Genomic DNA, 21,085 nt, shown 5'->3' with positions numbered 1-21,085 from the left:
TATAAAAAAGGGCTACAAATTTCTAAAAGGTTATTTGGAATAAATAATGTAGAAGTAGCAAATTTTTATAACGACATAGGATATGCGTTCTTGCTAAAAAAGGATTTTGAAAATTCTATAAAAAATTTTCAAAAATCTCTCGCAACAAGAATTAAAGTCTTAGGAGAAATTCACCAAGATACCGCAATATCATATTATAATTTAGGTGTTGCCTTTTTAGAAAAAGAAGACTATATAAAGGCTTTTGAGTTTAACAGTAAAGCACTTGAAATTTATTTAAGGATATGTGTGGATGGTAGCACTAGTGTGGCAAAGTGTTATGCAAATATTGCAGCTATTTGTGAAGTAGCAGATGAGTACAAATTAGCAATAAAAAATTATAAAAAGGCCTATAAGATCAGCAAAAAGTTATTGGGTAATAAAGATCCTATGACAAATTTTTACTTTAACAAAATAAGCGACATTTGTAAGACAATGCAAAGTTAACTTTGGTTTTAGTGACTACTTAGAAAGCTCTAAATTCAGCAAAAGCTCACATCTTACAGTAAGGACAATATCTACTAGTATAAAATAGGATATATTAGTAGTTTGATTATCGCAGATTTTAACGAATATAAAATCGATGAAAAAGCAATTAGAATAGATTATCCAAAATCATTTATGCTATCAAAGAAATATGTTTTAGCATATGAAAGTCAAGAAAATATTGCATCAAATTCGGATAAAATTTTTGTGGATTTGGATAAATTAAAATTGGATAAAGATTGGTGCATTTACAAACTAGACTAATAGCTGTTGGCATAAGATATATAAAAGAGTGAAATTCTTAATGTAGATAGTTTTCTGGTCTGACTAAAGTCAATAAACTACTCAAACAATAGAAATTTAAGCTACAGCTTATCTAAAAACCTAGCAACTCTAGGTAGTGGTAACATAGAGATAGCAGATAAAGAGAACTCTGATGATCTAATAAGACTAAATAGAGATACCACCAAACTAACAAAAGATCTAGTAAATACTAGCATAAGCTCAAATATAGATGCTAGTATAGATTTAAGAGTGCTAACTAAGAGTGGGCAAAAGGATATAGCTAAAGAGATAGTAGATGCTAACTATGGATTAAAAAAATTATCTGAAAAAATGCCAGATGAAAATAGCAATAATAAAATGGTATCACTTGTCGGAAAGCTTCTTGTATATGGTAGTATGATTGTTTTGGATATAGTACCAACTAGTTATAATAATGGAGGTTTATTTGGGCAGCTTGTTGGTTCTTTCGGTGGAAAAGAGATTGCAAGTGACCTTATTTCTGTTTTTAGTAAAAACTCAGAAAAATATGAACTATATAAAGATAAAATGGTTAAGCTTGAGGATAGTAAATACTTCAAGACCATTAGCCCAGAAAAGCGAGAGGAATTAAAAAAGCTTTCGTATTTTAAAGATCTTTATGTCTCTAAAGAACCTTTAGGGATAGATGTAGATACTATAACGCATCAGAATTTTGGAAATGGTATTTTAAATACGCCAATGGAGGCTATTATGAACGGACTTGAGCAAACAGGACAGATTAAAAAAGATGGCACAAGACTTGCCGGAAATACTATTGAACTAACTGTAAAATATAATCCAACTCGTGGATTTTTTTCTGATTTGCTTGAAGCAGCGCAGGATAAATTTAGTATAGGCACAAGTGACATGGCAAAGCAAGTTGGTAGTTTTATATCGGATGTAACAAAAGCTGCTGAAGAAAAAAGAAAAAAAGATAATAGAGTTTTTGCTGTAAATTTTGCGGCACATTCTCAGTTAAATACATTGGTCTATAATGGTGTTAAATGGGGCATAGACAATGAACTTTATAGGCATTTAGATGGAGTTGCAAGTTTAATTAAAAAAGGTAAAGATAGTCCATATACTGTTTCTTCTTTTGGATCTCCAACAGATGCAGGAAAAATGAAAGATGTATTAAAAGTAGCTAAAATTGATCTAGCTGGAACATTTTCCAACAAAGGCGATTTTGTAGCAGAAGGTCTTGGTGGAAATAAAGACGTAAATAAAAAAGCAGATGTGGTGGATCGCATAAATGTGTTAAATATTCCTAAATTATTTATGGATGGTTCACCGCATAGTTCTTATGTGTGTCAAGATTATGAAAAAGGGGGTGCTAGATGTGGTGTAAATTTTCAGTACTAAAGCTCATTACTATAACTTTTATTGCGCTCTTTTCCGGTTGTCATGATATTCCAGATATAACTACAAAGCACCTTAAGCCAGGTATTATGCTTTCATCTTTTCAAAATGAAAGCTTTACCTATGTGCTTCCAAGTAGTTTTACTGATATTGATTGGTATTATTTTCTAGATGAAAAAAATGGCAGAAATGTTTTTGAACGCAATCTGCCGTCTATGTTCAATGAAGAATTTCAGATCAATACTTACAAATATAAAGAAAGAAAGATGTCACGAAGTAAGTTAGAAATTCGCAAGGATATAGAAGAAAGCATTGATAGGAGTATTTATGATATTTTGACTGGTTGGCAACCTTATGAAAAAGGATTCTTTGCATATATTGATGGCGTAAAGTGCGAAGCAGGTTTTTTGATAAGTTCTATAACTCAAATTGGCTCTGCAAACTATGGCATTGATTGTCTTTATTATGATACTAGTGGTGCTGTATCAACTTTAGTTATTGGAGGCACTTTTAGATTATTTTTTGATCCAGTTAAACATAAAAACTATAAAGCAGAAGATATGGCAATACTATTTAAAAATGATATGAGTGAATTTTTAAAATCGATAAAATTAAAAAATATGGATAGACAAAGAATGAAAAAAGAGGGCTTGCTTTTTGACAGAATATATAACCCTAGGGATGAATTTGATGAAATAATCTATGAGTGGTTTGATCCAAATAAATTTGACTGTATAAAGTACCAAAAAGAATATCAGATCTGCAAAAAATCACATCTTTGGAAAGAGATACGTAAAAATAAAAAATTTTTTGATGAGAAATACTATGAAACAGAAAGAAAGATAAGAGGTTAAGATGCTTAAATATAAAAAATTTATTTTTCTTTTTGTAGCTTTTTTGTTTATTGGTTGTTTTTCAGATAACTATCCTCAAGTGAATGAACGAAATGTAATATATAGCTATGATAGAAATTTAAAGGCCTATGCACCAGAAGCAAGAGGAGATAAAGTAAGGCTAGATACCGAAGGGCTAAAAAAATTTATAATAAATAAGATAGGACAAAACTTTGAATATAAAATCAGTGTCTATACTGAAGATGCTGATCATAGCAATGTAATAAAAGCAACAAGCAAAGAGGAGAGAATACAAGATAGAATGGAGTATTTAAAATCTCATGGCAAGATCTTTTCTCTTAAATCAAATAGATACATTAAACTAAGCGATGAGTATATATCAAATTTATTATGTCTTGCAAAGACAAATATTAACAGTAGTACCTATGTGAATATTGAATATACTTGCCCCTTTTATAGCAAAAATGGTAAGAAGAAATTTCTAATAGCAAAGACATCATTGTCAGACTATGCAAGAGATAAAACTATAAAAACTAAAGAAGAGCTATATGAGTATAAGATAACTCAGGCTTATAGTGCCCTTAAGCAAGATATTAAAGTAGTAGCTGACTCTCTTTGGATAGATGAGATGGATATTGAAAGAATGAAAAGAGATGACTTACTACACGAAAATGCCAAATATGGTGCTCAATACGAAAATGCTGTCGAATGGTTTAATCCGGACTTCTTTGAATGCAAAAATATAAACAAAACAAACCAAATTTGTGATGATAGGCTAAAGTTTAAAACTATACGAGACGAGTTATCAAAAGAAGAGTAGGTGAAATAAAAATTATATGATAAAAAGAAATTTGGAATATCAAGACAATAAGGCTAGCATTTTATTAGACTTGCTTCATTTTAAAAACAACATAGATACGTTAAGAAATATGCTATCCCAGATAGATTTTGATAGCGAAACTGAGCTCGTTTCTATGTCAAGAGATGATATAGTAGAAATTTTACAAAGAAGCTTGGATAAAAAGATATCTTTTTTAGGGCTTGAAGAGTGGGCAAATTTAATAGAATGTCGTGAAGACATAGGTTTTGACGATGAAAAAACACAAGAAATGATCTTTAAACTAGCAAATCCTTATTTGTATGGAAAGTTGGATAAAAAGCAGGTATTAGCGTATTTAGACGACTTAAACAAAAAATAGATGGATAGTAATGACGCTTATTTGTCAAAGATATGACTTAAGATGAAAAAGTGCAACTATTAAAATGTTATTAATGAGTTAAAGAATGGCTGTGATGGCTTTTATATGGCAGATGGTATATATTAATTACGTATAAACATATCATCCTTTTAGTACGTACTATCACGAAATAAAAGGATATATTCAAAATGGGCAAAAAGATGAATGATAGGCTAAAACACGTGATCATCCTGGGGTATTTTTTGGTTATATACTCTGGGATTATCATGGTGTATCTTGGCTATTCCTATAAGATTTCTCTACTATTATTTTGTTTGTTTAATTTAATTGTTTTCTTAAAAATATTTTATATTATAAATTTTAGAGATGAGCCACTAAAAATTGTTACAGTTTTTCTTAGCATACTCTTGTTTGCTGTTTTTATGGTTATTTTTGTATTTGCAGAAAGACTGATAATGAATGCAATTTTGTGCGGTATGGATGGGTATGGGTATTTGCGCAGACATGGCTATATAGATTGTAGTTGCGCAGATCTATTGCCAAGTGATCATCTTTTTTGGGATATTTTATCAACTTTGTATTATCCGATATACATATTTATATTCATCAAACCTTTTGTAGGATATTTAAAAAAGAGCACACAAATATCTAAAAAAATATTATAAAATTAAAAATTTATATAGAAATAGTAAAAAGTTAAAACAAAGAAAGTAGATAAAAAATGAAAAATAATTTGTTAATACTTTTAAAAGTTTGGCTACTACTATTTTTTGCCTATCTTATTTTTAGGATATTTATTTATTTTTTTGGTGAACAAAGAATTTATATGTTGATTTTGTGTCCTATTTTGTTTAATGGATATTATGTTATAAAAAATGGCATTAAAAGAAGTGACATAACTTTGTATAAAATAAAAAACGATCAAGTAAAAAATAATGGATTTTTAGCACTATTATGGCTTGTTTTTTGTACTTTTGTATTAGTATTTTGGATAGTTGTCAAGTGAAATAGGTCAAATGATTTTTGTACTAGCATGGAATTTGGTAATATTTGTAGTGATTATCTTTTTTGGTTTTAATGTTGCCTTTAATTTATTTTATGCTGGTTTTACCGTATATTTGGTGCTTTGCATAGCAAAAAATAAAGTAAAAAAAGATGACATCACCTTTGAGGGAGTAAAACATGGCGAATTTAAGTACGGTGGAGTTGCTCTTGTTTGGATGATATTTATTTTGATATCCTGGATAACTTATGATGTTATAGAATTTTTAAAATAATTTTTTTTAAATTTGTATTTATATCGTATCTTTGAGCAATTGCTGCCATTCAAAGAGGATATAATAACGAGAAAATACAAGGCTATACAAGCTTGCAAACTGGAGCTAGCTATATAAATTTCAAAAACATAACCAATATGAAAGATCTTGTAAAGACCATAACCCATGAAAACCAAAGATCTATGGATATACAAGATCATAGAGATATAAATAAAAATAGAGATGATGATACTAAGTATGCGTCAAATTTCTCAGACTTTGCAACTAGATATTTCTCTCACGCCCTATGGCTAAATGATAAGGGTTTTTCTAAAACACCTCTAACAACAGCTGCAACATCAAGCATAGTAAATAACAATAGAGAATTTGCAAAGCTGGATAAGAATTTGGGAGCGAATAGAGTTGAGGCATATTCTAGGTCGGTAGGTTTTGGTAAAAACCATATGTTTATAGTTGTTGATGGAAGTAATTATAAAGAAGGAATTACTATTGCTTCTCTTGGTGCTAAAAATTTTATACTTGGTGGTGATACTGAAATCGTAGTAAAAGATATAAACCATATTAGTGAAGAAGAAAAGGTGGCATACAAAGATAGAGATCGTTACTTGAATAATGAATGGAAAGAAAAACAGGTGATTGAAACTCCAAGAGGTATGACAGAAAGAGAATTTGATGAGCGTGTTTTAGAAAATGCAAGAAACTATAACAAAATCTTTGAAGATAATAGATATCCAAATCTTGCTTCAACAATCAGTGAATCTTTTTTTGGAGGTTACAATAACAATGAGGACTCTTTATTAAGAAATTCAAATACATTTGTAGATGATGTAATAGAATTTAGTGGAGGATCTATTATGAATTTTAAAAATACACCTTTGCAAAATAGTACAGAATTAAGAAATCTAACAGAACAATTAAATAAAATAGCCCCACATACAATAGATTTTGGTGTATTGATGCAGTAGGATAATAAATGGAACTAGTATATATTTTTTTAATATCAAATTTAGTGCTTTATTTAATGCTATATATAAGTAAGCGAGTTATGCTAAATTTCATATATAAATTTCTGAGATTTTTATCTGGATTGTATATTTTTATAGGTTATGCCATACTTGTTTATTTTGCTTGCTATATTGTGTATTATCACAACAATTGGTTTGAAATAAGCAGAGGAATATTAGTGGCCATGATAGTTGTTTTTTTTATGAATATGATCTGGCCAGCCATTATATTGATAGATTGGCAAAATAATCCTAAGCACTTTTCTGGCTATTATCAACTCTTTTTGGATATATTTCTGATAGTTGTTGTTTTTTTGATGGGAGATAACGTTGGCTATTAATAATATCGGTCTAATTTTCGGGTCTATCGCAAGTTTTATATTTTTGATTTTTTGGATTAAAGAGTCTAAAAACAAGGGCAGAAAGTTTGTTATTAGGTATTTTTTCGTTTTTCTTGGTGCTATAATGATCATCCTAACAAATTTTATAAACATTCCTCAATTTTTTGCATACGACCTAGGTGATAGAAATTTACTCTATATCGCATTTGCATGTTTATGTATTCAGCTGGCAATTGATATTTGCTATCTTGCTTGTTCTTTTTTTGTAAATTTAAACAAATTGATAGATAAATACAAATAATTCTTTTATGAACCTTATCTAGGTGGAGTTGAGGGGCAATAGCAAAAATAGAAATTCTGGAACAAGTGGAGAGTCTTTAAAGTAGGCTAAAAAAGATGTAAAAATTAGTCATTACTCAAAGTGGTAAAAAATGAAATCTAAACTAAAAACTAATATTTGCTTTATTTATTATAATAAATTTGATGGTAGTTTTGTAAAATCTATCCATATTGAAAATTGTACGTTAAATGATATTGAGAATGTTTTATTGAATTTCTATCCAAATGAAAAACATATCCAATTAGATGAAAATGGAAATGAATACCTAAGTGGAGCCTACGATATAACGCTAGAGATAAACAAGATGTTGTTTGAAAAATTTGGTATTAAAATAGATATGGAAAATTTCAGTTGTCAATTAGAAGAAGAACATGAGTAAAATGAGTTAAATATGACTACTAATATTTATGTAAAAATACTAAATGAAGATATACCTGTTTGGCGTCCAGTCAAAGCAGTTTGTTTAAAGGAAAATATTTTTAAGAGTAGATAAGACAGATTTTAAGTAGCAAAGAAGGAAAGGTGCTAAGAAAATGAAGCGTTTTATTTTGGATGTATTTAATAGAAATTTAAACGAAGATGAAGCTCAAGAATATTTTAAAAAGAGCTTTATGGAAATGGGTGATGAAGAGAAAAGCTATTATATAGGCAGTGAAGATAAATATTTAAAATTTTTTCTAACACTTTTTGCTATCAAAGAAAAAGCATCAATAAGAATTCATTTTTGCAACTATAAAAAAGCCACAAAGCTTCTTTTTGATGCAAAATATTCGCAAATCAGATTAGAAAATTTACTTAGAGCAAAAAGTATAACTTGCCAAGAAGATATTGAAATTTTTACAATGCTTAGCTTTAGGGACGCTTTTGGTGTGCAGTTTGCATATCGTATATATTTTTCTGAAATTTGTATCTATATCGTATCTTTGAGCGATTATTATTATATTGTTTATTGTAAAGATGAAAGCGAAGAGATAATAGAAAGAATGGCTATAAAATTTGGCCTTTGTTTGAGAGGTCTCTTGTAGATGGGTTTTAAATTTAGATACTATTGGTTCATAAAGTAATACAAAAATGGAAAGATAATTACAAAGGAGGCAGGGTGCAGTGTGGCTACAGATAAGATTTTTATTTATTATCTTATTTTTGTCAGGATGCGGTATTGTTACGGGTGTAGATAATGACAATAAAGAATCTAAAATTTTGAGTATAGATCAAAGGATATCTACTAAAGAAGGATTGCTCTCTTTGATGGCGCCTATACATAAGGATATAGGCGTTTTTTATGGAGTGTATAAAGTAGAGGAAGGCATGGCGTTGACTTGGGCTGTAAAAAATATGATGGCTTCAAAGCTTATTATTTCGACAGAGTCTTATCCTGGGCATACTTTTGAATCTGCAAAATATCTCAATCCAAAAAATCTTAAAATTTTTGAAGAAGAGACAAAAACTAAAGAGAGTTTTTACAATACTACTACTAGTGCTATATATAAAAAAGCATATCTTGATTATATAGATGGAGTTAAATGCAGGACATTTGTCCATGCGGATTTGAGACAGATTTATCAAAATGTAATAGATGGTGAAAAGACTTATACACAATACTATGATACATATTGTTCATTTTATCAGCCAAAAAACATTAAAAAACCAACAAATATGGTTAGACTACAATATGAATATAGTTTTAATCGCAAATCAAAAGCTTTTACAGATAGCAACAAAACAGAGCAGGAAGTCTTAAATGATATACACAATATATTTAGGCAAGACATACAAGCAATATTTTCTACCATAAAGCTTGGCATGGATAGAGAAAAGATGAGAAAAGAGGGGCTTTTGTTTGATAAACCATATAGGGTTCAGTTTTAGATAAAATTACAACTGCAAACTATATGCAAAGAATTTGATAAAAATAGTGGCTATACATAAAGGAGTGTAGTAAGGTGAAGATACTAATAATTTCATTATTAATAGCTTTCATAACAGGATGTAGTTTTGATAATACATATAAAAGTGATATATATGATCGCGACTATATAAAAATGGATGCAAACACTACACTTTATAGCTCAAATAAAACATTTTCAGTAAAGGCGCCGATAAATAGAGGTGTCTTATTTGAGGGTTTAGACAAAAATGATGATTTTACAGTGTTGCAGCGCCGTATCATCGGGGAGATAGTTGAGATATTTTATCTTGAAATAGATAAGATAGATACATTCGATGGGGAAAAGTATCTTGACTTGGAAAATATAAATTCTTTTGAGCTAAATACTAATAATCCAGATATAAAATATGAAAATGAAACATTTGGACAGTATTATGATAGGGCTTTTGTCAATATCATAGATGGTATAAAATGTAGAAGCTTTTCTAAAGAACTAAATAAAAAATATAATCATCAAAACAAGGGTGATGGCATAATTCAGACGCAAGAGTATGAGACATATTGTAGCTTTTATGGTGCCAATGGTGTGCCAAAGGTGCTTCGTATAAGATCTGAATATAGTTTTAACTTATCAAGTGAGGCATTTAAAAAAAGCACCCTCTCAGAAAAAGAAAAGTTAAATAAAATAACAAGACAATTTAGGCAAGATGCGGAAGAAATTTTTTCTAATATAAAAATCAATATGGATAGACAAAAGATGCGTCAGCATGGGCTATTGTTTAATACAAAATCAAAGGAGATAAAATGGAAATAAAAAAATTAATCATGTTTGCTTTGTTGGCATTTGTTTTTACAGCTTGTGCAGAAAAAGAATATATATGTCAAGACCATGAAAAAGATGGCGCAGTATGTGGATATAGACCATAAGTGGCCATAAATATTTAGAAAGATAGAATTTAAATTTATAGGACGGGCTCAACAAATCCTTGTTTGCATGGAAAGTTAGATACAAGCTGGAGCTAAGCCATTTAACGAATTATAAAAAATGTAACGACAAATACGAAATAGTAGATGATTTGCGTTAAAATACGCTTTTAAATTATGATTAATAAATCCCATAAAAGATACAATAACAAGATTTTATTATCATAAAAGGAACTCTAATGAAAAATTTAAAACTTATTTTTATATTCACACTACTAACCACATCAAACCTCTACTCAAGTGAAAAAATCCAGCCTAGTTTTGATTGTTCTAAAGCTAAAACAAGAGTAGAAAAACTAGTATGTTCTGATGAAGACATATCAAGAGTAGATAGAGATATGCAAAAAGCCTATGATCTAATGATGGGCAAATATGACCTTGCTTATATGAATGAAGAGGCTAAAGAGGAGATAAAACCATATTTAGAAAAGCTAAAACAAAGTCAGATCGACTGGGTTAAGTATAGAGATAAGTATTGCAACACAAAAAAAGATGAAAAAGAATTTAATAGCTGTGTCTTTAGTAGATATGTTTATAGAATAGAATCTATAGTGCCAAGTTACGACTGGAGAACAGGTTTTTCAATAAATGATAAAAATAGCACAAATGATCTATGCTATAACTACTTTACTCAAAAATTCTGGATGGACTCCCCAAAGCCTGTGAATAAAGATAACCCCCCTTATGGAGAAGATAAAGAGTTTTATGAGAAATTTCTAATAGATGCTCTTGATGATGATGTTGCAAAAAGAGAGCTAAACACCACCAAGAACTACTACTATACACAGCTTGACGGTGCTCCAGTTGGAAGTAATATCATGTGTGTAGGTATAGGTGGAGAAGAAAAAGAGATATACGATCTAAGAAGTAAAACATATAAGCCTTATTGCACAAATTCTAGTATGCAGTTCGAGGATTTTTTAAATGGTGAGTATATAAAGCCTGGGAAAAAACCAGAATCTGGACTTAAATTTAAAGAGGTAGAAGAGACCAAGGAGGAGTTTAAAAAGAGAGGTCTAGACTATGAAAAGGATGATAACTTTTCAACAGAGGTTTATAAAAAAGTTATGAAAAATGGTTTTGGTCGTTTTAGCAATGCAATATATAATACTAATGATAAAAGCTATGATGCAAATATACTTTCAGACGGAATGGTAAGAATACTATACGCTTCAAATTTAGAGTGGGAAAAATCAAAAGAGAAATTCGGAGTATATAAATATTCTAATGGTTATTCTGATTCACCAGCTTTTATAGTTGCTGATAAATTCTTCTTTAGGGTCTATATGAGTAAATATGGAAATTATCTAGTTTGTAGAATGCCTATCCAAAGCAGGTTTAAAGATAGAAATGATACTAAGCTTATAAGAGAGTATCTTAATCAGTTTAAGGAGTTTTAATGAAAAAAATTATAGTTATATCTTTGTTGTTATTTACTTCACATCTTTACTCAAGCGATCGTATCCAGCCTAGCTTTGATTGTTCTAAAGCTAAAACAAGAGTAGAAAAGCTAGTATGTTCTGACGAAGTTCTCTCAATACTTGATAGAGATATGCAAAAAGCTTATGATCTAATGATGGGTAAATATGACCTTGCTTATATGAATGAAGAGGCCAAAGAGGAGATAAAGCCATATTTAGAAAAGCTAAAACAAAGTCAGATTGAGTGGGTTAAGCATAGAGATAGGTATTGCAACACAGAAAAAGATAAAGAAGAATTTAGAAGGTGTGTCCTTAATGAATATTATAATAGGATACAATCTGTAGTTCCAAGCTATAACAGAAGAACAGGTTTTTCAATAAACGATAAAAATAGCACAAATGATCTATGCTATAACTACTTTACTCAAAAATTCTGGATGGACTCCCCAAAGCCTGTAAATAAAGATAACCCACCTTATGGAGAAGATAAAGAGTTTTATGAGAAATTTATCATTAATGCTCTTGGCAAAGACATCGCAGCGAGGGAATTAAATACCACTAAAAATTATTACTACACACAACTTGATGGAGCTCCAGTTGGAAGTTACATCATGTGTGTAGGTATAGGCGGAGAAGAAAAAGATATATATGATCTAAGAAGTAAAACATATAAGCCTTATTGTGTAACATTAAATGGACAGTTCGAGGATTTTTTAAATGGGGATTATATAAGAGATGGTCAAAAACTAAAATTTGGACTTAAATTTAAAGAGATAGAAGAGACCGAAGAAGAGTTTAAAAGAAGAGGCTTAGACTATAAAAAGGATGATAGCTTTTCAACAGAGGTTTTTAAAAAGACAATAAAAAATGATACAGATGATTTTAGTAGCGTAATATATAGTACCGATAAAAGCTATGATGCAAATATACTTTCTGATGGAATGGTAAGAATACTATATGCTTCAAATTTAGGCTGGGAAAAATCAAAAGAGAAATTCGGAGAACATTTTCTCTCAAGCAACTCTTCTGATTGGCCTATTCTTATAGTTGCTGATAAATTTTTCTTTAGGGTTTTTACAGGAGAATATGCTAATAATCTTATATGCAGAATGCCTATCCAAAGCAGGTTTAAAGATAGAAATGATACTAAGCTTATAAGAGAGTATCTTGATCAGTTTAAGGAGTTTTAATGCCAATTAATGAGAGAAATGCTACTAATTTTAAAGATGAACTAAGAGATACATTAAAAGATGCTGAAGATTTTATATATGAACTATATTATGATACTAATAAAATAGCCACTATAGGTTGCGGTTTTAATGTAACTTTAAAAGAGATACTAAAAGAAGTTTGTGATAAAAAATATTCTGATCCTAAGATGAGTGAAGAAGAATTTACTGGGTTACTTAATACCATTAATGGAGTAGTGGTAAAAACTAATGAAAATCTAAGATCTAAGGTATCAGAGTATCTTGATGGCATAAAAGCAGAAGATAAAAAGAGCACGAAATTTGGCGAATTTAAGCTAGATGATAAACAAATCGGTGATATATTGCCAGAGGTGATTGAAAATTTTAGAGATGGTCTAAATAAAAAACTAGCTTATACTTCTATAAGCCCACAAGAGAGTAAAATAGATAAAGATAGTATAGGTAGCAGAGAATATATAGCTTTAATGAGTATGACATATAATAATCCAAGCCTTGTAGGAAGTGGCCTAAAAGCTCACTTAAGAGCTAGAAATCGCTTTGGAGCTTGGTATGAGATAAGATATAAGAGTAATGCAGATAATGAGATAGGTATAGCTAAGCGTAGATTTGCAGAGTCAAACGAATTTGGACTCTTTGAAGATGCGGACAATAACGGAAGGGTTAAAAGAAATGAGTTGGCAAACATAAGCATAAACGCAATATCCTTTGAAGAGTGTTTGGATCTATTCTCTCTTTTAAATGTGGCAAAGATAAAAGAGAAAGATGAGCCATCTATAACCTATCTACAAAACGCTATAGCCTATGAGACCACTAAGGAATTTAAAGGCAATAGAACTATCCCAGAGTATTTAGCAACACCAAAAAACGCTACTAACTTTAATAAACACTACAGAAAATACAACACTATCTTGCAATTTTTTGCAGATAAGATAAACGCCCTTTTAAAAAATGTCACCTCAAAGACCTTTAAGCTAGAAGATATCTATGTGATCACCACAAAGGATGATAATAGTCATAATATCTCAAGGATAAATAAACTTTTAAAGATAAGAGCAGAAAATGGTGAGTTTAAACCTGAAGCTAAGAGAGATATCTTGCTTATATATCCAACAGCTTCAGCCCTTCCTGTAATGCCTATCCAACCAAAAAATACAACCTTTACTATCGTCTTAGCAGATAATACATCGCTTGATTGTTCAAATTTAAACCCAGATGGAAATAGCAATGAGAGTGAGATAGTGCTTATGAACTATAAGCAAGATGTAAGAGAGCCTAATAAAAACTCAAGAGATGAAGAGATAAGCTTTATAAAGCCTTCTACAAATGGTGAGACTATCATATATAAAAATGCTAATGGAATTTTCATATCACAAGATGAGGGATATGCCTTTAATAGCGGCAATGTAATAACTCTTAACTTCTTTGAAAAAATGAACTTTAATCTCTTAAATTTTGCTAAAGAAAACAGCTATAGCATAAGAAGCGACAAGGCTTCAAGCATGTTTGATATAAAGCTAAGGCTACCAGACGCTACTGATAGTATCTCTACAAAAAATGAAGGAAATTTCAACCTAGTAGTGAGTGATCTGATCATAGAGGATGAAGAGGGTAAAAGCTCCGATATAAAAGAGGTGTATCTTCATAATGGTGAAGATAAAAGGGTCTATCCCTCTTACTACCTAAAGAAAAACGATGATAAAGACGCAGATAGTAATAGTAGCTCTAAAAACTCATATACGGCTAAATTTAGAATAAATATAAATTTAGACAAAAACTCTACAGGCTTTAAAAAGACTTCAAAATTTATCATAGCCACATTTGATCTAAGCAAAAGGTATGACACTGGCGAGATACATGCTAAAGAAGACACCGCTGTTGTAACTTTGGCTAGTAAAGATAAAAAAGATGGAGGTGCTGAGTTTGATATCAAAGTATCTACGGTCATTTATCAAAAAAATATAACTGAGATAAGGTTAAATACCTTAGAAAGTAGTGACGCTACAAATCTAAGCATAAAGGATACTTTAAATTTAGAGGCTGTTTATCTACCAAATAAGGGAGATGATGACTACAAAGAGATAAGCTGGGCTTATAAGGTGATAAGAGAGGATAAATATAATAGTGAGGTTATGGTAGATAAGGTAGCAGGGGCGATAAATTTAAGCGAAGAGAAATTTAAAGGTAAAAAGATCACTTTTAGTCCAAAAGATGATATAAAAGATAAAGAGCTACTAAAGAAGCTAAATCATGGCAACCATATCATAATGTTTTTTGCCTATCTAAAATCACCTGCGTTTAATACTAATTTTGGAAAGACGCATATTAGAGTAGATATAAAAGCACCTATCTATTTAAAATACTCTAATGGCAAGCTTTGTATATATGAGTTTGGGCATACTGATGCCACTATGTGCTTTGATACAAGCTTGTCTGGCGGTATCTTTGATAAAGAGAGCAAAGATGAGAAAGTAGAGCATATGCCTAAAGGAACGTACTATATAAGCTCAAATTTAAGCAGTGGTGATATAGATATATATGAAGATGATAAGCTAAGTGTAGCATGCTACCAAAGCATAGATGGTAAAGATAGATCATATATAGAGCCATGTAAAATTTATGCAATAGATAGCAATATACAAAGAGCATCATCTATAAAAAGCGGAATAAATTTGATAAATAGTGAGAATAAAAACAGATTTATCCAAAAATTTAACGAAGTAAAACAAAGAGTTGGACTAGATAGCAAAGAGGTTAAGCTAGAGGTTGAGTAGGGAGCGATATTCTAGTTTTATATTTTGGCATTTGTAATAACAGACAAGCAAATTAGCTAAATTTTAGCTATCTCTTAATGTATTTGCTACTACTTTCCATTCGCATTTGAGCTTTTCAAGGCTAAATTTAGCATTTGCAGGGCTGGTTGATGGTAGTTTTATCACCTCGTTTTTTGTCGCTTTTATGATCTCATCTTCTAAGTATTTTTTACAAATTTCATAAGCCTTACCGCCGTTTGCGAATACCTGTGCTATGCGCGCGCCGCTAAAAATCGGCTCTAAATTTACAGGTATGATCTTGCTCATCTTAGCGTCGCTTGAGCCCTCTATCTCGCACGAGATCGCCGCGTCGTAGATAGCGATGTGAGGAGAAAGTAGAAATTTTATCTTTTCATCCGTGCTTTCTGGCACAGCAGCGTTTAAAATCGCAGCTAACACCCGCCAAAAGCGGTTTTGCGGATTTGTATAATAAAAGCCAAATTTACGAGAGATGACAGATGGAAATGAGCCTAGGATTAAAATTTTAGAGTTTTTATCAAAGATTGGCTTAAAAGGGTGTGTATGGCTCATATTTTACCTTTTAAATTTAATGAAATTTTCTCTTGCCGTTTAAATTTGGCAAGAGAAATTTAAATTTACTCAGCACTTTGCGCAGCTTCGCTGCTCTCTATTTCGTCGCTAAAGTCTGCTAGGCTAAGGCGTTTTAGCTGGCGGTAGCGTCTTTGTGCGTCGGCCTTGTTTTTAGCTAGTAGCTCGTCTGCGTGCTCAGGGTTGGTCTTTTTAAGCGAGTTGTAGCGAACCTCGTTTAGCAAAAACTCTTCATAAAGCGACCAGTCTGGCTCTTTTGAGGTGATTTTGAGCGGATTTTGTCCCTCTTTTAAAAGGCGCGGATCGTATAGGTATGTCGGCCAGTATCCGCATTTTGTAGCGAGCTCGCCTTGGCCGCCTGACTGCGATAAGCCGCCTTTGATGCCGTGAGCGATGCACGGAGAGTAGGCGATGATGAGGCTTGGGCCATCATACGCTTCGGCCGCTGCGATCGCTTTTATCACGTTTGCTTGACTCGCGTTTGAGTTGATTTGGGCCACGAAAATGTTGCCGTAAGTCATCGCGATGTAGCCAAGGTCCTTTTTCTGAGCTGGCTTGCCGCTAGCTGTAAATTGCGCTATCGAGCCTGCGCGGCTTGATTTTGAGCTTTGGCCACCAGTGTTTGAATAAACTTCGGTATCAAGCACTAGTACATTTACGTTCTCGCCGCTTGCTAGCACGTGGTCAAGTCCGCCAAAGCCGATGTCATACGCCCAGCCGTCGCCGCCGATGATCCATTGCGACTTCTTGACGAGAAATTTCTTAAGCTCTAAAATTTCTTTAACGCCTGGCGCGTTTAAATTTTGCTCTAAAATAGGCAATAAATTTTTCGTGATCTCTTGCGTTTTAACGCCATCATTTTTGAAATTTATCCAGTCGTTGTAAAGCGCTGAAAGTGCGTTTGGCACGCTATCTATGTTGTTTCTCATGATATCTTCGATGCGGTGGCGCATGGTCTCCATCGCTACGTTCATACCCATGCCAAACTCAGCGTTATCTTCAAATAGCGAATTTGCCCACGCAACGCCCTTGCCTTCGTCATTTGTGGTGTACGGAGTAGATGGGGCAGAGCCGCCATATATTGAGCTACAACCAGTCGCGTTTGCCACGATCATGCGCTCTCCAAAGAGCCTTGTAATAAGCGTGATATACGGAGTTTCGCCGCATCCCGGGCAAGCGCCGTGGAATTCAAAGAGCGGCTTAGCAAAGCCAACGCCCTTAACGCTCTCTTTGTTCATGAGATCGTCTTTGTAAGCGACCTTTTTAAATAGATAATCAGCATTTTCTTGCTCGTTTTTGCCTAGCTCTTCTTCAAGCGGCACCATGACGAGCGATTTTTCTTTGCTTGGGCAGTTTTGCGCGCACAGCTCGCAGCCGGTGCAGTCTAGCGGGCTTACTTGGATTTTATATTTTAGCCCTTTAAGCTCTTTGCCTTTTGCTTCTAGGTTGTGCTCTTTTACGCCTTGTGGGGCTGCGCTAAGCTCGTTTTCGTCTATCAAAAATGGCCTGATTACAGCGTGCGGGCAGACAAATGCGCACTGGTTACACTGGATGCAGTTTTGCTCGATCCATTTTGGCACCATGACGCCAACGCCGCGCTTCTCATAAGCCGTCGTGCCAGCTTCAAAGTGTCCGTCTTCGTAGCCTATAAAGGCAGAGACTGGTAGGCTATCGCCTCTGGCCGCATTTATCGGTTTTACGACGTTTTCGATGAAGCTGTTGCCGATATATTTTTCATCTTTTTGCTCATCGTCTGTTAAAATTGCCCACGCAGGATCGACTGGCACTTTTATGAGCCCATTTGCGCCAACGTCGATAGCGTTGTAGTTCATCTGCACGATCGCCTCGCCTTTTTTAGCGTAGGCTTTGTGCGCGTACTCTTTCATATATTTTTGCGCATCTTCAAATGGTATGATGTTGGCAAGCTTGAAAAATGCCGACTGCATTATGGTATTTGTGCGGTTTTTAAGGCCGATGTCGTGTGCTAGCTTTGTTGCGTTTATGATGTAGAAATTTATATTTTTGCTAGCTAAAATTTTCTTAACTTTATTTGGTAACTTCGCTATGGTCTGCTCTGCGTTCCAGATAGAGTTTAGTAAAAATGTGCCGTTTTCTCTGATGCCATCAATCACGTCGTAAATTTCAAGATATGCTGCGACTGAGCAGGCTACAAAGTGCGGGTTTGAGACGAGATATGTCGAGCGGATTGGCTTTTTGCCAAAGCGAAGGTGCGAGCGCGTGTAGCCGCCTGATTTTTTACTATCGTAGGCAAAATATGCCTGTGCGTAAAGATCAGTCTTATCGCCGATGATCTTAATAGAGTTTTTGTTTGCGCCCACGGTGCCGTCAGCTCCAAGGCCGTAAAATAAGCACTCTTTAACGCTCTCATCGCTTAGTGAAATTTTCTCTCCAGTTGGCAACGACGTAAAAGTGACGTCATCTACAATACCAACTGTAAAGCCATCTTTTGGCTCGCTTTGGTTTAAATTTTCAAACACAGCTAGCATTTGCGCAGGATCGACGTCCTTTGAGCTTAGGCCGTATCTGCCGCCAACTATGATCGGGGCGTCCTTTTGGCCGTAAAATGCAGCTTTTATATCAAGATATAGCGGCTCACCAAGGCTGCCAGGCTCTTTTGTGCGGTCAAGAACGGCTATTTTTTTCACGCTCTTTGGCATCACGTCAAAGAGATACTTCGTGCTAAATGGGCGGTACAAATGCACCTTGATGATGCCCACCTTTTCGCCTTTTGCGTTTAGATAATCAACGACCTCTTCAAGAGTTTGCGTCACTGAGCCCATAGCTACGATGACGCGCGTAGCCTCAGGGTCGCCGTAGTAGTTAAACGGCTTGTAGTCCCTGCCAGTGATCTTTGAAATTTCAGCTAGGTAGTTTGCCACGATGTCTGGCACTGCGTCATAAAAGCGGTTGCTTAGCTCTCTTGTTTGAAAGTAGATATCGTCATTTTGCGCTGTGCCTCTTGTTTTTGGGCTCTCTGGATTTAGCGCTTCGTCTCTAAATTTCTGCAAGGCTTCGCGGTCAAGAAGTCTATCAAAGTGCGCGTAGTCCATCACTTCTACTTTTTGAATTTCATGGCTCGTTCTAAAGCCATCAAAGAAGTGTAAAAAGGGTACACGGCCCTTGATCGCCGCTAAATGCGCCACGCCAGCGATGTCCATCACCTCTTGTACTGAGCCGCTTGCTAGCATAGCAAAGCCAGTTTGGCGACAGGCGTAGATATCTTGGTGATCGCCAAATATTGAAAGTGCCTGCGCCGCGAGCGAGCGAGCTGAGACATGGATGACACCAGGGAGGAGCTGACCTGCTATTTTATACATATTTGGAATTTTTAAAAGTAGGCCTTGAGAAGCTGTGTAGGTCGTAGTTAGGGCGCCAACTTGTAGCGAGCCATGCACCGTGCCAGCTGCGCCGCCCTCGCTTTGCATCTCGACTACTTTTACTGGCATACCAAATAAATTTTTCTTGCCCTGTGCTGCCCAAAGGTCAGTGTAGTCAGCCATAGGCGAGCTAGGAGTGATAGGGTAAATTCCAGCTACTTCGGTAAATGCGTATGACGCGTAAGCTGCGGCCTCGTTTCCGTCCATAGTTTTCATTATTTTTGACATATTTCCGCCTTAAAATTATCTTAAAAATGGCTTTATTATAAAAGAAAAATCCAAAATTTGTCATTAATCTCTATCATTAAAAAATTAAAATTTATAAATAACTAAGATGTAAGTCAAATTTTAATATTGTAGGGGCAAAGTAAAAAGGATGAAATTTTGATAAATATTCATAAAATAGCCTATCTAAGGGTTATCGCGCTAGCTTTTGCAGCTTTTATATTTAATACAACTGAGTTTGTGCCAGTGCCTCTTTTAAGCGACATAGCAAAGGATTTTGGCATGAGTACGGCTGATACTGGACTCATCATCACGATATATGCGTGGAGTGTGACGATACTCTCTCTACCTTTTATGTTGCTAACTGCAAATTTAGAGCGAAGGTCGCTACTTTTAAAGGTTTTTATCATTTTTGTCGCTTCTCACGCACTTTGCGCTGTTGCTTGGAATTTTACTGTTTTAGTTATAGCTCGCGTACTAATAGCCATCTCACACGCCATATTTTGGTCGATCACCGCCTCGCTTGCCGTTAGGGTGGCACCTATCAATAAAAGCTCGCAAGCTCTGGGACTTTTAGCACTTGGCACATCGATGGCGATGATACTTGGCTTGCCACTTGGTAGGATTTTAGGCGATGCCTTGGGCTGGCGCGTTACATTTGGGCTCATAGGGATCTTTGCTGTGGGCGTTGGCGCTTGGCTATATAAAATTTTGCCGCTTTTACCTAGCAAAAACTCAGGTTCATTAAAGAGCTTGCCGGAGCTTGCAAGAAATGGCTTTTTGATGGTTATATTTTTGCTAACTGCTATCGTTATCAGCGCGCATTTTAGCACTTATAGCTACATTGAACCATTTGCTAAAGACATAAGCGGCTTTGATGGTAAATTTATCACCATATTTTTGCTTTTGTTTGGCGTAGCCGGTATCGTAGCAAGCGTGCTTTTCTCTAAATTTTATAAGCTCATACCAAATGCCTTTACAGCTATCTCAATAGCGATCATTTTAGCCTGCTTGCTGACGTTAAATTTCATCGCTACAAATGAGAGCTTGATGCTTGCGCTTGCCTTTATCTGGGGGCTTGGCATAGCTGGGATAAATATGAGCTTTCAGATAAAGGTGTTAAACTTAGCCTCAAACGCCACAGACGCTGCGATGGCGATATATTCAGCCATTTATAATATCGGCATAGGAGCTGGCGCGCTAATAGGTCATCAAACGATAGTTCATCTTGGCGAGCAAAATATCGGCAACGTTGGTAGCATTTTTGCAGCGACTGGACTTGTCATCTTTCTCGTTGCAACGGTTAAATTTAAAAAGGCTAATTAAATTTAGCCTTTTTAAAAAACCAAAAGCGTTACAAATTTCTACAAATAAGTGATAATAAATATCATAACTAA

Annotated in this window: 20 protein-coding genes; 18 read left to right on the top strand and 2 right to left on the bottom strand. The window is 34.0% G+C overall.

What is annotated here, in order from left to right:
• From F3G88_RS01085 to F3G88_RS01010, 17 genes are all read left to right on the top strand, one after another.
• Positions 1-486: tetratricopeptide repeat protein (locus F3G88_RS01085; protein WP_188117441.1), on the top strand; the 486-nt coding region annotated here is incomplete at its 5' end.
• A gap of 102 nt (positions 487-588) precedes the next feature.
• Positions 589-789 carry a hypothetical protein gene (locus tag F3G88_RS01080; protein WP_149715143.1) on the top strand — a complete coding sequence of 67 codons (201 nt, stop codon included), beginning with the start codon at positions 589-591 and terminating at the stop codon, positions 787-789.
• Between the two features lie 270 nt (positions 790-1,059).
• A complete protein-coding gene (locus F3G88_RS01075; RefSeq protein WP_149715142.1) occupies positions 1,060-2,190 on the top strand; it encodes a hypothetical protein in 1,131 nt (376 codons plus the stop codon).
• On the top strand, positions 2,166-3,041 hold the full coding sequence (locus F3G88_RS01070; RefSeq protein WP_149715141.1) for a hypothetical protein: 876 nt from the start codon (positions 2,166-2,168) through the stop codon (positions 3,039-3,041). The genes F3G88_RS01075 and F3G88_RS01070 overlap by 25 nt, the downstream gene beginning before the upstream one ends.
• A 1-nt stretch (position 3,042) precedes the next feature.
• Positions 3,043-3,861 carry a hypothetical protein gene (locus tag F3G88_RS01065; RefSeq protein WP_149715140.1) on the top strand — a complete coding sequence of 273 codons (819 nt, stop codon included), beginning with the start codon at positions 3,043-3,045 and terminating at the stop codon, positions 3,859-3,861.
• A 16-nt stretch (positions 3,862-3,877) separates the two neighbouring features.
• Positions 3,878-4,240 carry a hypothetical protein gene (locus F3G88_RS01060; RefSeq protein WP_103573860.1) on the top strand — a complete coding sequence of 121 codons (363 nt, stop codon included), beginning with the start codon at positions 3,878-3,880 and terminating at the stop codon, positions 4,238-4,240.
• 995 nt (positions 4,241-5,235) lie between these two features.
• Positions 5,236-5,517 carry a hypothetical protein gene (locus F3G88_RS01055; RefSeq protein ID WP_141090244.1) on the top strand — a complete coding sequence of 94 codons (282 nt, stop codon included), beginning with the start codon at positions 5,236-5,238 and terminating at the stop codon, positions 5,515-5,517.
• A gap of 137 nt (positions 5,518-5,654) precedes the next feature.
• Entirely contained in the window at positions 5,655-6,482 is an 828-nt protein-coding gene (locus tag F3G88_RS01050; RefSeq protein ID WP_180999952.1) for a hypothetical protein, read from the top strand.
• 8 nt (positions 6,483-6,490) lie between these two features.
• Positions 6,491-6,862 carry a hypothetical protein gene (locus tag F3G88_RS01045; protein ID WP_149715139.1) on the top strand — a complete coding sequence of 124 codons (372 nt, stop codon included), beginning with the start codon at positions 6,491-6,493 and terminating at the stop codon, positions 6,860-6,862.
• A 431-nt stretch (positions 6,863-7,293) separates the two neighbouring features.
• Positions 7,294-7,581 (top strand): hypothetical protein, encoded by a 288-nt coding sequence (locus F3G88_RS01040; protein ID WP_103573853.1) that lies wholly within the window; start codon positions 7,294-7,296, stop codon positions 7,579-7,581.
• 154 nt (positions 7,582-7,735) lie between these two features.
• Positions 7,736-8,227, top strand: coding sequence for a hypothetical protein (locus tag F3G88_RS01035; protein WP_149715138.1), 492 nt, complete (start codon positions 7,736-7,738; stop codon positions 8,225-8,227).
• Positions 8,228-8,306: 79 nt separating this feature from the next.
• On the top strand, positions 8,307-9,071 hold the full coding sequence (locus F3G88_RS01030; RefSeq protein ID WP_149715137.1) for a hypothetical protein: 765 nt from the start codon (positions 8,307-8,309) through the stop codon (positions 9,069-9,071).
• Between the two features lie 74 nt (positions 9,072-9,145).
• Positions 9,146-9,904 (top strand): hypothetical protein, encoded by a 759-nt coding sequence (locus F3G88_RS01025; RefSeq protein ID WP_149715136.1) that lies wholly within the window; start codon positions 9,146-9,148, stop codon positions 9,902-9,904.
• On the top strand, positions 9,895-10,017 hold the full coding sequence (locus F3G88_RS10595) for a hypothetical protein (protein WP_257784944.1): 123 nt from the start codon (positions 9,895-9,897) through the stop codon (positions 10,015-10,017). Before F3G88_RS01025 ends, F3G88_RS10595 begins: the two co-directional genes overlap by 10 nt.
• A 236-nt stretch (positions 10,018-10,253) precedes the next feature.
• Positions 10,254-11,474: a lysozyme inhibitor LprI family protein gene (locus tag F3G88_RS01020; RefSeq protein ID WP_149715135.1), complete on the top strand. Its 1,221-nt coding sequence runs from the start codon at positions 10,254-10,256 to the stop codon at positions 11,472-11,474.
• Entirely contained in the window at positions 11,474-12,685 is a 1,212-nt protein-coding gene (locus F3G88_RS01015; protein ID WP_149715134.1) for a lysozyme inhibitor LprI family protein, read from the top strand. Before F3G88_RS01020 ends, F3G88_RS01015 begins: the two co-directional genes overlap by 1 nt.
• On the top strand, positions 12,685-15,477 hold the full coding sequence (locus F3G88_RS01010; RefSeq protein WP_149715133.1) for a hypothetical protein: 2,793 nt from the start codon (positions 12,685-12,687) through the stop codon (positions 15,475-15,477). The genes F3G88_RS01015 and F3G88_RS01010 overlap by 1 nt, the downstream gene beginning before the upstream one ends.
• A 63-nt stretch (positions 15,478-15,540) precedes the next feature.
• Here F3G88_RS01010 and F3G88_RS01005 read toward each other — a convergent pair whose 3' ends face one another.
• Positions 15,541-16,047, bottom strand: coding sequence for a DNA-deoxyinosine glycosylase (locus tag F3G88_RS01005; RefSeq protein ID WP_103573846.1), 507 nt, complete (start codon positions 16,045-16,047; stop codon positions 15,541-15,543).
• Positions 16,048-16,112: 65 nt separating this feature from the next.
• A complete protein-coding gene (gene nifJ, locus F3G88_RS01000; protein ID WP_149715132.1) occupies positions 16,113-19,691 on the bottom strand; it encodes a pyruvate:ferredoxin (flavodoxin) oxidoreductase in 3,579 nt (1,192 codons plus the stop codon).
• Between the two features lie 156 nt (positions 19,692-19,847).
• Here nifJ and F3G88_RS00995 point away from each other — a divergent pair, with 156 nt between their 5' ends.
• Positions 19,848-21,014, top strand: a complete 1,167-nt coding sequence (locus tag F3G88_RS00995) for a sugar transporter (RefSeq protein ID WP_149715131.1) — start codon at positions 19,848-19,850, stop codon at positions 21,012-21,014.
• Positions 21,015-21,085: the final 71 nt, after the last annotated feature.

The sequence above is a fragment of the Campylobacter concisus genome (genome assembly GCF_902460675.1).
Classification (GTDB): Bacteria; Campylobacterota; Campylobacteria; order Campylobacterales; family Campylobacteraceae; genus Campylobacter_A; species Campylobacter_A concisus_AJ.
The sequence above is the reverse complement of the archived record's forward strand: the minus strand, read 5'-3'. Positions and strand labels throughout refer to the sequence as shown.

Bases quoted from the DNA above. Each gene is read 5' to 3' on its own strand.
- F3G88_RS01070 (WP_149715141.1), top strand. From the start codon at position 2,166: ATGTGGTGTAAATTTTCAGTACTAAAGCTCATTACTATAACTTTTATT.
- F3G88_RS01050 (WP_180999952.1), top strand. From the start codon at position 5,655: ATGAAAGATCTTGTAAAGACCATAACCCATGAAAACCAAAGATCTATG.
- F3G88_RS01015 (WP_149715134.1), top strand. From the start codon at position 11,474: ATGAAAAAAATTATAGTTATATCTTTGTTGTTATTTACTTCACATCTT.
- nifJ (WP_149715132.1), bottom strand. From the start codon at position 19,691: ATGTCAAAAATAATGAAAACTATGGACGGAAACGAGGCCGCAGCTTAC.
- F3G88_RS01010 (WP_149715133.1), top strand. From the start codon at position 12,685: ATGCCAATTAATGAGAGAAATGCTACTAATTTTAAAGATGAACTAAGA.
- F3G88_RS01020 (WP_149715135.1), top strand. From the start codon at position 10,254: ATGAAAAATTTAAAACTTATTTTTATATTCACACTACTAACCACATCA.
- F3G88_RS10595 (WP_257784944.1), top strand. From the start codon at position 9,895: ATGGAAATAAAAAAATTAATCATGTTTGCTTTGTTGGCATTTGTTTTT.
- F3G88_RS01065 (WP_149715140.1), top strand. From the start codon at position 3,043: ATGCTTAAATATAAAAAATTTATTTTTCTTTTTGTAGCTTTTTTGTTT.
- F3G88_RS01045 (WP_149715139.1), top strand. From the start codon at position 6,491: ATGGAACTAGTATATATTTTTTTAATATCAAATTTAGTGCTTTATTTA.
- F3G88_RS01060 (WP_103573860.1), top strand. From the start codon at position 3,878: ATGATAAAAAGAAATTTGGAATATCAAGACAATAAGGCTAGCATTTTA.
- F3G88_RS01005 (WP_103573846.1), bottom strand. From the start codon at position 16,047: ATGAGCCATACACACCCTTTTAAGCCAATCTTTGATAAAAACTCTAAA.
- F3G88_RS01035 (WP_149715138.1), top strand. From the start codon at position 7,736: ATGAAGCGTTTTATTTTGGATGTATTTAATAGAAATTTAAACGAAGAT.
- F3G88_RS01040 (WP_103573853.1), top strand. From the start codon at position 7,294: ATGAAATCTAAACTAAAAACTAATATTTGCTTTATTTATTATAATAAA.